The sequence below is a fragment of the Terasakiella pusilla DSM 6293 genome (genome assembly GCF_000688235.1).
GTDB lineage: Bacteria > Pseudomonadota > Alphaproteobacteria > Rhodospirillales > Terasakiellaceae > Terasakiella > Terasakiella pusilla.
Genome location: NZ_JHYO01000010.1, coordinates 20,456 through 34,839, shown reverse-complemented (window position 1 = coordinate 34,839; position 14,384 = coordinate 20,456). Strand labels below are relative to the sequence as shown.

Below are 14,384 nucleotides of genomic sequence, written 5' to 3'. Positions count from 1 at the left end.
TAAATGACGTTAACTCTTGATAACGTAGCTAAAGTGGTGGATGGGGATACCCATATTCATCCGGTTACGATGACGTTGGAAAAAGGGTCTTTGAATGTGCTGTTAGGGCCGACCCTGTCTGGTAAAACGTCATTGATGCGATTGATGGCGGGGCTGGACAAGCCAACATCGGGTCGTGTGCTGTGGGATGGCGAAGATGTCACGGGCAGACCGGTGCAAAAACGAAATGTTGCCATGGTGTACCAGCAGTTCATTAACTATCCGGCGATGACAGTTTATGAAAATATCGCATCCCCTTTGCGTATTGAAGGGGTTGATCCCAAAAAAATCGATGAAAAGGTCCGCGAAGCCGCCGCCCTGATGAAGCTGGAACCAATGCTGGATCGCAAACCGCTGGAACTGTCCGGTGGTCAGCAACAGCGTACGGCCTTGGCGCGGGCTTTGGTGAAAGGGGCCGATCTTGTCCTGTTGGATGAGCCGCTGGCGAACCTTGATTATAAATTGCGCGAAGAATTACGCGCTGAAATTCCGCGTATCTTTGCCGAAAGCGGTGCTGTCTTTGTCTATGCGACGACCGAGCCAACTGAAGCTTTGCTGCTGGGCGGCAATGTCTCCTGTATGTGGGAAGGGCGTGTGACCCAGTTTGGGGAAACCTTGTCTGTTTATCGCAACCCGATCGATGCAACAACGGCGCGTGTTTTCTCTGACCCTCCTATGAATTTTGTGCGTATGTCCAAGACAGGTGCGCAGCTGGTCTTTGGGGAAGGTCAGAAAGTACCTGCGACAGGCGCGCTTGCGGATTTGGCGGATGGTCAGATGCTGGCCGGGTTCAGACCGGACCATCTTTGGCTGGATAAACCGGAAGGGGAGGCCGTCTCGTTCCGTGTCGAAGTCGCGGTTTCAGAAATTACGGGGTCGGAAAGCTTTGTCCATGTGGAACATGGCGACGACCGATGGGTTGCGTTGACCCATGGGGTGCGTGAACCGGAACTGGGCTCGCACATTGATCTCTATGTGGATCCGAAAAATCTATATGTCTTTGATGATAAGGAAGACTTGATCGCTGCACCAGAATTTGCAGCGGCATAACAGGGAGGATGAAAAATGGCTGAGATTCATCTCAAAAATCTGGCACATAGCTACTTGCCGCATCCATCCGGCCCGTCGGATTATGCGCTGAAAAAAATTGACCATGTGTGGGAAGACGGCAAGGCTTACGCGTTGCTTGGTCCGTCCGGCTGTGGCAAATCCACATTGTTGAACATTATTTCCGGTCTGTTGACGCCAAGTGAAGGCAGCGTGCTGTTTGATGGCGAAGATGTGACCAACCTACCGACGGAAAAGCGCCATATCGCGCAAGTGTTCCAGTTTCCGGTCGTTTATGACACCATGACGGTTTATGACAATTTGGCCTTTCCGCTGAAAAACCGCGGACATGACGCCAAGACCATTGATCAGCGTGTGCGCGATATCGCTGAAATGCTGGAAATGACGGGGGAGCTGAACAAGAAAGCCCGTGGCTTGACGGCGGATGCGAAACAGAAAATTTCACTGGGCCGTGGCCTCGTGCGTCAAAATGTGTCGGCGATCCTGTTTGATGAGCCGCTGACCGTGATCGATCCGCACCTTAAATGGATGTTGCGCATGCAGTTAAAGGCGCTTCACAAGAAAACGGATCGCACCATGATCTATGTGACCCACGATCAGACAGAGGCGCTGACCTTTGCCGATAAAGTTGTGGTTATGTACGAAGGTGATGTGGTGCAGATGGGCACCCCGCAGGAATTGTTTGAACGCCCCCAACACACCTTTGTCGGCTACTTTATCGGCTCACCGGGCATGAACGTCATTCCCGCCCATGTGGAAGGTAATCAAGCCCACATTGAAGGGACAACGATCCAGTTGAACTATGGCTATAAAGGCATGTCGGGATCGAACGTGGAAATCGGTGTGCGCCCAGAATTTACATCGCTGCATGAAGGTGGCGAGGGGCTGCCGATCACCATTAAACGGGTTGAAGATGTCGGGCGCTATAAGATTGTGCGCGCGGACTTCTTTGGTCGTGAAATTAATATTACCGTGCCGGAAGGCCAGCCGATCAGTGAGCGCGTCAATCGCGTCTCCTTCGATCCGACGCGGGTGAATGTCTATCAAGGTGGCTGGATCGTTGATGGGGAGGCAGCGTAATGGATAAACCCTTTAACAATAAGGCGTGGTTCCTTGTTCTTCCCGTTGTGATCTTGGTTGCGTTTAGTGCGGTCATTCCGTTGATGACGGTGGTGAACTATTCCGTACAGGATACCTTTGGCAACAACGCCTTTTTCTGGGTCGGGACCGAATGGTTTCAGGAAATGATCACATCGGAACGTTTCCACAATTCCCTGATCCGTCAGTTTATGTTTACCGGCATTATTTTGGCGATTGAAATTCCGCTGGGGATTTTCGTTGCGCTGAACATGCCGAAAAAGGGCTGGGGCGTGCCGGTTAGTCTGGTGTTGATGTCCTTACCGCTGTTGGTGCCTTGGAACGTTGTCGGCACCATCTGGCAGGTGTTTGGCCGTGAAGATATCGGCTTGTTGGGCGCGGCGCTCAATGGGATGGGGATCGACTATAACTATACTCAAAATATTTTCGATGCGTGGGCGACCATCATTGCAATGGACGTCTGGCACTGGACCTCACTGGTTGCGTTGTTGTGCTATGCGGGCTTGGCCTCTATCCCTGAAGCCTATTATCAGGCGGCGAAAATTGACGGGGCGAGCCGTTGGGCCACCTTCCGTTACATTGAATTGCCGAAGATGCAGCGCGTTTTGTTGATCGCCTTCCTGCTGCGCTTTATGGACAGCTTTATGATTTATACCGAGCCGTTGGTGGTGACAGGCGGTGGACCGGGGAACTCAACAACCTTGTTGTCTATCGATCTTGTGAAAATGGCAATCGGTCAGTTTGACCTTGGTCCGGCTGCTGCTTTCTCCATCATCTACTTCCTGATTATTTTGCTGATCAGCTGGGCTTTGTACACAATCATGACAAACTACGATAAAGGGGAGTCCAAATAATGAGTGGCGCAACCCTGACCCATAAAAACAATGTCTCCCTGCTGTCACGTTTGGGTATCTCCAAAAGTGGTCTGGTGATGACAGCTTATCTCGTGTTCCTCATGCTGCCCTTATATTGGCTGTTGAACATGAGCCTGAAGACGAATGAAGAAATTCTGTCCACTTTTACCCTGTGGCCCGATAATCTGACATTCCAGAACTATATCACCATCTTTACCGACCCGAGTTGGTATAGCGGGTATATCAACTCCATCACCTATGTGGTGTTGAACACGATCATCTCTATTACGGTTGCCTTGCCTGCGGCCTATGCGTTTTCTCGCTACCGCTTCTTGGGCGATCAGCACTTGTTCTTCTGGTTGCTGACCAACCGTATGGCCCCGCCTGCTGTCTTTGCTTTGCCGTTCTTCCAGCTTTATAGCTCGGTCGGGTTGTTTGACACCCATATCGCGGTTGCCTTGGCGCACTGTCTGTTTAACGTGCCGCTGATGGTGTGGATTTTGGAAGGCTTTATGTCTGGCGTCCCGAAAGAGATTGACGAGACCGCCTATATCGATGGCTACAGCTTCCCGAAATTTTTCGTGAAAATCTTTATGCCGTTGATTGCATCGGGCATCGGGGTGGCTGCGTTCTTCTGCTTCATGTTTTCTTGGGTGGAATTGCTGTTGGCGCGTACCTTGACATCTGTTGATGCAAAACCGATTGCCGCGACCATGACCCGGACGGTCGGGGCTGCCGGGATTGACTGGGGGGTGTTGGCGGCAGCCGGGATCCTGACCATCATTCCGGGGGCGTTGGTGATCTGGTTTGTGCGTAACTATATCGCCAAGGGCTTTGCCCTGGGCCGCGTGTAAGGAGGAGAAACGTTATGGATCTAGATTTAAACTGGATGGCGTGGACCTGGCAAACGGCCGTTTTCTTTCTGACTATTTTAACATTTCTGATCTCTATGACCATTTGGTGTGTGGTGTCACCGCAAGTCCCACGTAAAGGCATCTTGCGTTTTGAAACCACACGCGGGGACAGATTGTTTATTTCCCTTCTCGGCAGCGCTTTTATTTGTCTGGGGTGGCTTGGTTTCATCGGCGGCCCCCTCTGGGGAGCGTTGGGAGTATGTTTCATCTATGCCGGATCAGTGTTTCGCTGGGTTTGATGAAAAAAGTGCAGACTGTGAACGATTAATCACAGAATAAATGTAAAACAGTGGAGGTATATCCTAATGAAAAAAAGACTCGCTTTTAGAGTTGCGACAGCCGCAATTCTGGCAGGCTTGGCATCATCACCGGCATTTGCCGGTATGGATGAAGCCAAAAAATGGGTGGCGGAAGAATTCCAGCCGTCGTCCTTGTCCCAAGATGACCAGCTGAAGGAAATGGATTGGTTTATCAAAGCGGCAGAACCGTACAAAGGCATGGAAATCAACGTTGTGTCCGAAACCATTGCGACACACGAATATGAAGCCAAGACATTGGCAAAAGCCTTTACGGAAATCACAGGCATCAAAATCACCCATGACCTGATCGGTGAAGGTGATGTGGTTGAAAAGCTGCAAACACAAATGCAGTCCGGCAAAAATATTTATGACGCGTACGTCAACGATTCAGATTTGATCGGGACACATTGGCGCTATCAGCAAGTGCGCAACCTGACAGACTGGATGGCGGGTGAAGGTAAAGACGTGACCAACCCGATGTTGGACATTGACGACTTTATCGGCAAATCCTTTACAACTGGCCCGGATGGTAAACTGTATCAGTTGCCGACGCAGCAGTTTGCGAACCTCTATTGGTTCCGTTACGACTGGTTCACAAACCCGGACATTAAAGCGAAATTTAAAGCGAAATATGGCTATGACCTTGGTGTTCCGGTCAACTGGTCTGCTTATGAAGATATCGCTGAGTTCTTTACCAACGATATCAAAGAAATCGACGGTCAAACCGTCTATGGTCACATGGATTACGGTAAGAAAGACCCGTCTTTGGGGTGGCGTTTCACCGATGCGTGGCTGTCCATGGCAGGTGCGGGCGACAAAGGCGAACCGAACGGTCTGCCGGTTGATGAATGGGGCGTTCGTGTAGACGAAAACAGCCGTCCGGTTGGGTCTTCCGTTGAACGTGGCGGCGCGACCAACGGTCCGGCTGCTGTTTATTCCGTCACCAAATATGTGGATTGGTTGAAAAAATATGCACCACCGTCTGCTGCAGGTATGGTGTTCTCTGAAGCGGGGCCGGTACCGGCACAGGGTAACGTTGCTCAGCAAATCTTCTGGTACACAGCTTTCACCGCTGACATGGTGAAAGAAGGTCTGCCGGTTGTAAACGCAGATGGCACACCAAAATGGCGTATGGCCCCGTCCCCGAAGGGTGCGTACTGGGAAGAAGGCCAGAAGCTTGGCTATCAGGACGCTGGGTCTTGGACGCTGATGAAGTCCACCCCGACAGAACGTGCGAAAGCAGCTTGGCTCTATGCACAGTTTGTTGTGTCTAAAACGGTATCCCTGAAGAAGTCCCACGTGGGTCTGACCTTCATCCGTGACACAGACATCAACCATGAGTCCTTCACAAAACGTGCCCCTGAACTGGGTGGTCTGGTTGAATTCTATCGTTCACCGGCACGTGTTCAGTGGTCCCCGACAGGGACAAACATCCCGGATTATCCGAAGATGGCACAACTGTGGTGGCAAAATATCGGTGACGCGTCTTCCGGTCAGAAAACACCGCAAGAAGCAATGGATGCTTTGGCTGAAGCACAGGATAAAGTGTTGTCTCGTCTGGAACGTGCAGGCGTGCAGGGCGATATCGGTCCGAAACTGAACGAGAAAAAATCTCGTGAGTATTGGTTGTCTCAGCCGGGTTCTCCGAAGCCGAAACTGGACAACGAGAAGCCGACACCTGTCACTGTTGACTATGACGAGCTGATCAAATCCTGGCAGAAGTAACCTCTAAGCTTCTGTCACCCGTGGGCGTGGTGGCACATTTCCGGCTCATTTGTGTGCCACCCGTCGCGGATCTAATCTATTTTTAAGTTATTCATTTTTATATAAAATACCTCAATTAATTGAGTTTTAACGTCAGGACACAGGGACATGAAAAAGTATATTCTGGCAATTGACCAAGGCACGACCTCAACGCGGGCAATTGTCTTTGATTCAGATTTGCAGATCGTGTCTGTGTCCCAACAGGATTTTGACCAACATTTCCCAAAATCCGGCTGGGTTGAACATGACCCGGAAGATTTGTTTACAACCACCGTGTCGACGTGCCGCGAGGCCTTGGAAAAAGCAAATCTGACAGCGGACCAGATTGCGAGCGCAGGCATTACCAACCAACGTGAAACCACAGTGTTGTGGGATCGCAAAACAGGTAAGCCCGTCCACAATGCGATTGTCTGGCAGGATCGCCGTGCCGCTGCCATTTGTGCGGAGTTGAAAGCCCAAGGCCATGAAGAAATGGTCATGGAAAAAACCGGCCTGTTGATCGATTCTTACTTCAGCGGCAACAAGGTGCGTTGGGTATTACAGAATGTAGACGGCGTGCGAGAAAAGGCCGAGGCGGGGGAGCTGATGTTCGGCACCGTTGAGACATGGCTGATCTGGCGCTTAACCAATGGCAAAGTTCATGCGACCGATGCAACAAATGCGTCGCGCACCATGATGTACGATATCCGGCGTGGTTGCTGGGACCAAGACCTCTTAACAATGTTGGACGTCCCAGCAACCCTTTTACCGGAAGTCAAAGACAGTTCTGCTGATTACGGGCAAATCGATGCGTCCTATTTTGGCGCATCGATTGCCATAGGCGGGGCCATCGGGGATCAACAAAGCGCGGCTGTCGGTCAGGCCTGCTTTAAACCGGGGATGATGAAGTCCACCTACGGCACGGGCTGTTTTGCCTTGCTCAATACGGGTGAAGAGATCGTGCGATCCAAAAATCGTTTGCTGACAACCGTGGCTTACCAGATCAACGGCAAACCAAGCTATGCGTTGGAAGGCTCCATCTTTATTGCAGGGGCTGTGGTGCAATGGTTGCGCGATGGGCTTAAGATTATTGATGATGCGGCCCAGACCCAAGCCTTGGCAGAACAGGCCGATGACACTCAAGATCTGATCATTGTCCCCGCCTTTACCGGCCTTGGCGCGCCTTATTGGGATGCCCATGCACGCGGGGCGATTTATGGCATCACACGCAACACTGGCCCGGCGGAATTTGCCCGCGTTGCCCTTGAAAGTGTCGGCTATCAGACCCGCGATTTGCTGGAAGCCATGCATGAAGATTGGCAGGACGTCAACGGGCAAGAAACCATCTTGCGCGTAGATGGCGGCATGACGGCGTCCAATTGGGCCATGCAGTTTTTGGCAGATATCATCGGCGCACCCGTGGATCGTCCGACGATCTTGGAGACAACAGCCGTGGGCGCTGCCTATATGGCGGGCCTGCATGCAGGGGTCCTGCCGGAGCCGGAGGAATTTGCGAAACTGTGGGCGCTGGAACATCGCTTCGCCCCACAAATGAGTGAAGACGTCAGGGAAACAAAATACGCGCGTTGGCGTGATTGTATTTCACGGACCTTGTCACAGGCCGAGTGATCCCCTGATCTGACGACCCTTAAATTGAGTGTATGGAGGAATGATGCTGATCTTTCTGAACGCTACCGCTTTGCCTAAAGGAACCCGCGCATGACTAGCCAGCCGCGACCTTTATCCATTGGTCTGGTCGCTCATGATGCCATGAAACAGACGTTGGTCGATTGGGTCAGCCGCAATAAAGAAACATTGTTGGGCTATTGCTTTTTTGCCACCGGCACAACAACTAAAGCCTTACGCATGGCCCATGGCGATTTACATATTACAGCCCTGCAATCCGGCCCGTTGGGCGGGGATCAACAGCTGGGTGCCATGATTTGCGAAGGCAAACTGGATTTGCTTGTGTTCTTTCAAGACCCGATGACGGCGCAGCCCCATGACGTGGACGTCAAAGCCTTGGTGCGTCTAACGACCCTTTATGATGTGCCGCTGGCGTGTAATCCGGCAACGGCGGACTTGCTGATTTCCAGCCCCGATTTTGCCGATCTTGCCCATCGCTCTTTTGACGGGCGGATCGCCAACTGGACCTCGTATCTCAACCGCGAACTGACAGAAACCTGAACAGGAGTATCAACTATGAAGGCATTGGTAATAGGTGGCGCGACCATCGATGTGATTACCTCCATCGACACGGCGGATATTGAATGTATAACGATGAAAAATGCCACAAACTCCTATCTGATGATGGAGCAGGGCAAAAAAGTCGAAGCCACCCGCGTTGAAACCCATATTGGCGGGGGGGCCTGTAACGCAGCCGTTGCCATGGCCCGCATGGGCATGGATGTGCGGAGTGTTTTGAAACTGGGCACGGACGTGGAGGCCGATCGGGTACTCGCCCGTTTGGCGCAGGAAAAGGTCGACACCCGCTATGTGATGAAGACACCGGAAGAACAGACGGGCAAATCCGTTGTCGTGTCTTCCCATGATCGCAACGCCGGAATTTTTGTCCATCGCGGGGCAAATACCAGCCTGAAAGCCAGCGAGATTGAACCGCATATGTTTGACGGGGTCGATCTGGTTTATGTCTCCACACTCAGTTCACAATCCGCGGATGCCTTCCCCAAGATCGTCGAGTTGGCAAAAAAAGCGGGCGCTTATGTGGCGGCTAACCCCGGCATTCGTCAATTGCGCCGCCGCCGCCAACAAGTACTGGAAGCTTTGCAATATGTTGACCTGCTGGCCATCAACCAGGAGGAGGCCGCGGCCCTCGCGGAAGGGCTGTTGGCGGTCCATGATGTGGATGCCTTTATGGACGGTGAGGCACCGGAACTGTTGAAGCATGGTATCGGAGAAAATCGCGCCAAGATGAAACTGTCTGATCTGGTCCATTTTGTCAGCGAGATCGGCTGTGAATATCTGATCGTGACCAATGGCGCGGAAGGGGCCTATCTGGCGAATAAAGATGTGATCCACTTCCGCAAGTCGGTGCCGTGTGTGGTGGAATCAACCATTGGGGCGGGGGATGCGTTTAACGCAACCTTCGTTGCCGCTTTGGTGCAGAAAAAGACCATCTGGACAGCGCTCAGTATGGCGGCGGTCAATGGGGCAGCGGTTGCGGGATCACTGGATACCCAAAGTGGTTTGATGACGATGGAAGCACTTAACAAACGTGTGCTGTCCATGGACAGTTCCAAAGTGCAGTCCTATCAAATGAAAGATTTAAACGCCTAGACGTACAGTTTTGCCTCCCTGTGTGTACGTGTCGTGCGACTGCAGGAAACTAAACCCCTTGGGGGACGGATCTTCCAAGGGGCATTTTTCGGATAGCCGAATTTGTATCACCCAAATGAGCCGGGGTAGTGGGCGACCTTCACCCACTTTTGATCAAATAAGGAGAATAAAATGTCTATACGTGTTGCGATTAACGGCTTTGGCCGCATTGGTCGGTTGTGTTTGCGTGCGTTGATTGAAAGCGGACGCGATGATATTGAAGTTGTCGCGATCAACGATCTGGGTCCGGTCGATAGCAACGCTCATTTGCTCAAGTATGACAGTGTTCATGGCGTGCTGGCATCAGATGTCAGCGCAACTGAAACCGCTATCATCGTCGATGATAAAGCGATCACCTGTACAGCCCTTCGCAATCCGGCAGAACTGCCATGGGCGGAGTTGAATATCGATATTGTCTATGAATGTACCGGCTTGTTTGTCTCTAAAGTCGATGCGTCTGCTCACCTGACGGCCGGGGCTAAAAAGGTTTTGATCTCAGCGCCCGGTAAAGAGGTGGATAACACGGTGGTCTATGGCGTAAATCATGACAGCCTGATAAAAGATCATCTTGTTGTGTCCAACGCGTCTTGTACGACCAACTGTTTGGCCCCGGTCGCAGATGTGCTGCATAAAACGGTGGGGATCAAGAAAGGCTATATGACCACGGTGCATTCTTATACGGGGGATCAAAATACGGTTGATACCTTGCATAAAGATTTGCGCCGTGCGCGTGCGGCGGCAGTTTCCATGATCCCGACATCGACGGGGGCGGCTAAAGCGGTTGGGCTTGTCTTGCCGGCATTGGCGGGTAAACTTGACGGGTCTGCGATCCGGGTGCCGACACCCAATGTGTCCTTGGTGGATTTAACTTTTGAAGCCGAACGCGAAACCACTGTTGCGGAAATTAATGCGGCTGTGAAGCAAGCGGCAACAGGTCGCTTAAACGGGATATTGGGCGCATATGAGGCACCGCTGGTGTCCATTGACTTTAACCATAACGCCAATTCATCTTCGTTTGATATGACGCAGACAACGGTGATGGAGGGGACGTTGGTTCGGGTTTTGTCGTGGTATGACAACGAATGGGGCTTTTCAAACCGCATGCACGATACGGCGGCAGCTATGGCAAAAGCGGGGTTTTAATTCTTGGAAGGGCTGCTTGTAGAAAGGAGCCCTTTTCCTCAATGGTTTAAATAAAAGGATAATACATACACCTGGAGTGTGTAAATAAACAACTAGACAATTTTTGGTTATTTGTGTAGTCTTACAAGTAATAGGGAAGAATCTCTTAAGTTATCCAGAAGGAATAGACTATGACCAGTATTTCAAGAATGCTGGACGCGTCGGTTATGTTTAGGAATAGACAAGCCGATCAGCGTCGCCAGATGAATTCGGCGTCCAATGCCCTTATCGACAGGATTGCCAAAGACGACCCGGATAAAGCGGAAGAGCTGAAAAAAAAGCAGCAACAGACACAAGACCTGCTTGAGCAGCTGAAGTCGCGTCAGTATGACTTTAAGGCCGAGCAAGATAAGATTGCAAGCCGACGTAAGGCAGAGGCTCGCCAGAAGATCGAAGAAATTAAGCAAGAGTTGCAGATGCTGAAGATGTTGGCCTTGTCCAACCCGGAAGCCGCCGCGCGACGTGCCAAGCAATTGGCGCGGGAGCTGAAATCGGCTGTATCGCAATATGCCTCTGCTGGTGGTGGCGCAACGGGCCTCGGCGGAGCACCTGGGGGTGTTTCCGTAGGGGCGCAAGGTGATGGCGGTGCGGGACAAGAGGCATCCGCTGCCTCTGCTGTCGCTGCCGGGGCTGAGACTGCATCCGCAGATGCAGCTGCTGCCAGTGGTGGCGCGTCAGCGGTGAGCGCGCAGGTGAGTACGGCTGTGCCCCAACAGGGTACCGGTGGTGAGGGCCAAACGGGTGCGCAAGGACAAGCAGAAGGAGCGGAAGGCGCGGAAACTGCAAATGCTGAGACAGCAGCAGCAGAGCAGGCGAAAAATTCGTTTAAAGAGGTTGCTGAAAAGAAATTTGAAGAGAGCCAAAAAGCGAATGCTGAACGTAAGCAGGATCAGGAATTTATCGCGGAAGTCCGTAAAGCCATTAACCTGCTTAAGTCTGTTATGGAGACAGCAAAGCGCACTGCCAAATTAATGGGAGGCGACGAAGAAGAAATCAAGGAATTGGACAAGGATATCAGCAAGGAACTCGAGTCAATTGACGGGGACCTGCAATCAATTTCGTCCATGCCTGATGTATCCGGCGTCGCTGCATCCGTGTCGGTTTCCGTATCGGTGAATATTACGGTCTGACCCTGACTAACTATTGGGTAGCATGTGATACAGGCTGGCACCGGTTTCAATTGCAAGGCTTTGAACACCTGTGAAGGCATCTTTCTTTAGCCCACCAAAGGTGAGTGGCGAGTGGCCGTGATCGCCGTCAATGGCGATTTGTGCCAGTGTGCGACCAAAGGCCGTGCCCGGTGCAATGCCGCGCCCGTTGTAGCCCCAGATGGTCAGCCAGTTGGGGTTGGGTTCGGAGATCCGCGGGATGTTGTTGCTTGTCATGGCAATACGCCCATACCATTCGTGGGTAAAAGTCGGGTCTTTGACGATGGGGTAGACCGCCTTTATTTTACGCTTTGCCCAACGTTGATGTGCGCACGATAGGATATGATCCAGCTTGCCAACACTGCCGATGATCAAGCGACCTTCGTCATTTAAACGGAAAGAGGTCAGCACCGATTTCGTATCCCACAGGGAATGTTTTTGGGGCAGAACATAGGTCAGTTGTTCTTGCGTCAAAGGTTCTGTCGCCAGTTGGAAATAATAAAGTGAGCTTGTGTCCGGTGCGATCCAGTCGGTCTGGCGCGCGTTATAGCCACCGGTGACGCTAATGACTTTATCTGCGATGACACTGCCTTTGTCTGTACGTAAGGTCCATTTGCCGTTTTGACTTTGAACGTTTGTGACTTCGCTCTGTTCGTAAAGGTCGGCCCCTTCTTGAAGGGCGGCGCGGGCAAGGCCGTGGGCATAGGCAAGGGGCTGCACTGTGCCTGCGCGCATATCATGTAGGGCGGTATGATATTCGCTTGTGCCTGTCAGGGCTTGGGTTTCGCTTGCGTTTAACAAATCAAGACTGACCCCGAAATCGGCCCATTGTGCCCGGCGCTCTTTCAGGTCTTTTTCTCCTTTGTCATCGGCTGTGCAATGGAGCGTACCGATCTTTTTACTTTCGCATTCAATGTCATATTCATTGATCAGATCATAGACCGTGGCAGGGGCGTCGCTTAGATATTTGATCAAAGCTGTCCCCTGATCCTGACCGATCCGGTCGATAATCTCGTAGGGTTTGAGCCAGAGACCCGCATTCACCAAGCCCACATTTCGCCCGCTTCCCCCATAGCCAAACGTTCGGGCTTCCAGCAGAGTGACCTTTTTACCCTGCTTTGCCAGATGTAAGGCTGCGGATAGACCCGTAAAACCGCCGCCGATAATCGCCACATCACAGGTCACATTTTGTGACAGCGCGGGGCGTTCCAGACGGTTTGGACAGGTATCTTCCCAGAGGTTTTTTTGGACGAAATGTGTCATGGCGAGACTCTATAGCGATTGCAAGGATTGATCCTGCATGGTTGCGTATAAGGCGTGAAGGTCGTTTACAGGTGCGCCCAAAGCTTTTTCGAAGTCAGCTTGGTTGGCATCGTTTAGGCTTTGTTGGTTTTGGCTATTGCCCAGATTGGATTGGAAAATTCCAGCCGCGCTCACAGGCAAGAAGTCTTCATAGGTGATCGGGCTAAAGGTGATGGCCCCCTGCTGGATCAGGCTTTCAAGGGCGGCAGCGTCGCTTTTGTCCACCGGGGCCGTGTTGCCATTGGCGTGTTGGTAATGGCAATAGATCAGGCCTTGGGCGCGCAGCTCGTTCAAGTCATCGGGGAAATCCTGAAAGACCTTGTGGAGTTCAGCAATATAGGCATCAACGTTGGACCCGTCCGCTTTAGGCGTAATGATCGCGCGTGTCTTGTTGAGTAATTCATCATACAGGGCTTGACCTTTTGGGGTCAGGGCCGCGCCGCGTTGTTCAATCTCCCCAAAGCGGGCAGTGTGGGCACCGGCTTGCAATTTGCCATCCGTGGTCTGGAAAAAGACTTCCTCTTCCAAGGCTTTAAAGGCGGTTTGGCGCAGCAGAATCGGCACAGCGCGCTGGGGCGGGCCTTCCACAACCGCTTTGGGGTTGAGGCCGACTTTTGCCATATTGTCCTGTACCGCATCAATATCAAGGGTGCGCGGCGTCAAATGGTTGATGTGCGGGCCTTTAAAGGACACCACATCAGCAATCAAGCGGTGCGCATCGTGCAGGTCTTCATAGACATCGGCGCTGACGTTGGCCTGATCGTTCCATTTAAAGGTTTTGACCAGTTCTTCAATAAACTGATCTTCTTCTTGCTCGGTTAGGCTGCCTGTGGCTTCCTGCTTTTCCAGCAGCTCGACCAGCTTGTCGGAAAAGACATTGCGTTCTGCAAGGATGGTATTTGTTTTGTCACGCAAGTCCGCATCCTCGATCAGCTCCACCCGCAGCAGGGAGGTGAAGATACGGAACGGGCAAAAGGCGATGGCGTCGTTTGAAATGGGGCGAAAGGCGGTGGAATGAACCGGAATACCCGCAACACTTAAATCGTAATATCCCACCGGATACATGCCGAGCACTGCAAACAGGCGGCGCATCATGGAAAGTTCAGACGCTTTACCCAGCCGGATCGCGCCATGACGTTCTTCGCTTAGGGCTTCAAGATCAAGGTTTTGCGCATTGTCAGCAGCGACATCGGCGTTGACTTGTTTAACCAAATCCACGGCTTTTTGATAATCCGGCACTTCCTGACAATACATAACAGACATTTGTCGGGAGAACTTTTGACGCAGCAAATCGGCGGCGCTTGGGCGGGCGTTGGGCATTTTAGACCTTTCAAGTTAGTATTTTCCAGCAAACTACGACAAAAATATACGGATTTAAATCGACTAACTCTCACTCATGTA

Annotated in this window: 13 protein-coding genes; 11 read left to right on the top strand and 2 right to left on the bottom strand. The window is 51.9% G+C overall.

The features are described 5' to 3' along the window. The first annotated feature begins 3 nt into the window (after nucleotides 1-3). From Q397_RS0108295 to Q397_RS21645, 11 genes are all read left to right on the top strand, one after another. On the top strand, nucleotides 4-1,089 hold the full coding sequence (locus Q397_RS0108295) for an ABC transporter ATP-binding protein (protein ID WP_028879022.1): 1,086 nt from the start codon (nucleotides 4-6) through the stop codon (nucleotides 1,087-1,089). Nucleotides 1,090-1,104: 15 nt separating this feature from the next. Beyond that, on the top strand, nucleotides 1,105-2,187 hold the full coding sequence (locus Q397_RS0108290; protein ID WP_028879021.1) for an ABC transporter ATP-binding protein: 1,083 nt from the start codon (nucleotides 1,105-1,107) through the stop codon (nucleotides 2,185-2,187). Beyond that, nucleotides 2,187-3,059: a carbohydrate ABC transporter permease gene (locus Q397_RS0108285; RefSeq protein WP_028879020.1), complete on the top strand. Its 873-nt coding sequence runs from the start codon at nucleotides 2,187-2,189 to the stop codon at nucleotides 3,057-3,059. Before Q397_RS0108290 ends, Q397_RS0108285 begins: the two co-directional genes overlap by 1 nt. Before the next feature lie 77 nt (nucleotides 3,060-3,136). After that, entirely contained in the window at nucleotides 3,137-3,913 is a 777-nt protein-coding gene (locus Q397_RS0108280; RefSeq protein WP_051609855.1) for a carbohydrate ABC transporter permease, read from the top strand. Between the two features lie 14 nt (nucleotides 3,914-3,927). After that, complete coding sequence (locus Q397_RS0108275) at nucleotides 3,928-4,212, top strand: DUF2160 domain-containing protein (RefSeq protein ID WP_028879018.1); 285 nt, start codon at nucleotides 3,928-3,930, stop codon at nucleotides 4,210-4,212. Nucleotides 4,213-4,278: 66 nt separating this feature from the next. After that, nucleotides 4,279-5,997, top strand: a complete 1,719-nt coding sequence (locus tag Q397_RS0108270) for an ABC transporter substrate-binding protein (RefSeq protein WP_028879017.1) — start codon at nucleotides 4,279-4,281, stop codon at nucleotides 5,995-5,997. 147 nt (nucleotides 5,998-6,144) lie between these two features. Continuing rightward, a complete protein-coding gene (gene glpK, locus Q397_RS0108265; protein WP_028879016.1) occupies nucleotides 6,145-7,644 on the top strand; it encodes a glycerol kinase GlpK in 1,500 nt (499 codons plus the stop codon). A gap of 90 nt (nucleotides 7,645-7,734) precedes the next feature. Further along, nucleotides 7,735-8,202: a methylglyoxal synthase gene (locus Q397_RS0108260; protein ID WP_028879015.1), complete on the top strand. Its 468-nt coding sequence runs from the start codon at nucleotides 7,735-7,737 to the stop codon at nucleotides 8,200-8,202. A gap of 15 nt (nucleotides 8,203-8,217) precedes the next feature. Beyond that, complete coding sequence (locus tag Q397_RS21650) at nucleotides 8,218-9,312, top strand: carbohydrate kinase family protein (RefSeq protein WP_051609835.1); 1,095 nt, start codon at nucleotides 8,218-8,220, stop codon at nucleotides 9,310-9,312. Nucleotides 9,313-9,483: 171 nt separating this feature from the next. Continuing rightward, nucleotides 9,484-10,494 (top strand): type I glyceraldehyde-3-phosphate dehydrogenase, encoded by a 1,011-nt coding sequence (gap, locus tag Q397_RS0108250; RefSeq protein WP_028879014.1) that lies wholly within the window; start codon nucleotides 9,484-9,486, stop codon nucleotides 10,492-10,494. 170 nt (nucleotides 10,495-10,664) lie between these two features. Further along, the gene (locus Q397_RS21645; protein WP_156950660.1) at nucleotides 10,665-11,663 is read left to right on the top strand and encodes a hypothetical protein; all 999 of its coding nucleotides are present in this window, start codon (nucleotides 10,665-10,667) and stop codon (nucleotides 11,661-11,663) included. Nucleotides 11,664-11,669: 6 nt separating this feature from the next. Here Q397_RS21645 and Q397_RS0108240 read toward each other — a convergent pair whose 3' ends face one another. Both Q397_RS0108240 and hglS read right to left on the bottom strand, forming a co-directional pair. Beyond that, nucleotides 11,670-12,944, bottom strand: coding sequence for an NAD(P)/FAD-dependent oxidoreductase (locus Q397_RS0108240; protein ID WP_028879013.1), 1,275 nt, complete (start codon nucleotides 12,942-12,944; stop codon nucleotides 11,670-11,672). Nucleotides 12,945-12,953: 9 nt separating this feature from the next. Continuing rightward, the gene (gene hglS / locus Q397_RS0108235) at nucleotides 12,954-14,303 is read right to left on the bottom strand and encodes a 2-oxoadipate dioxygenase/decarboxylase HglS (RefSeq protein WP_028879012.1); all 1,350 of its coding nucleotides are present in this window, start codon (nucleotides 14,301-14,303) and stop codon (nucleotides 12,954-12,956) included. Between the last annotated feature and the right edge of the window lie 81 nt (nucleotides 14,304-14,384).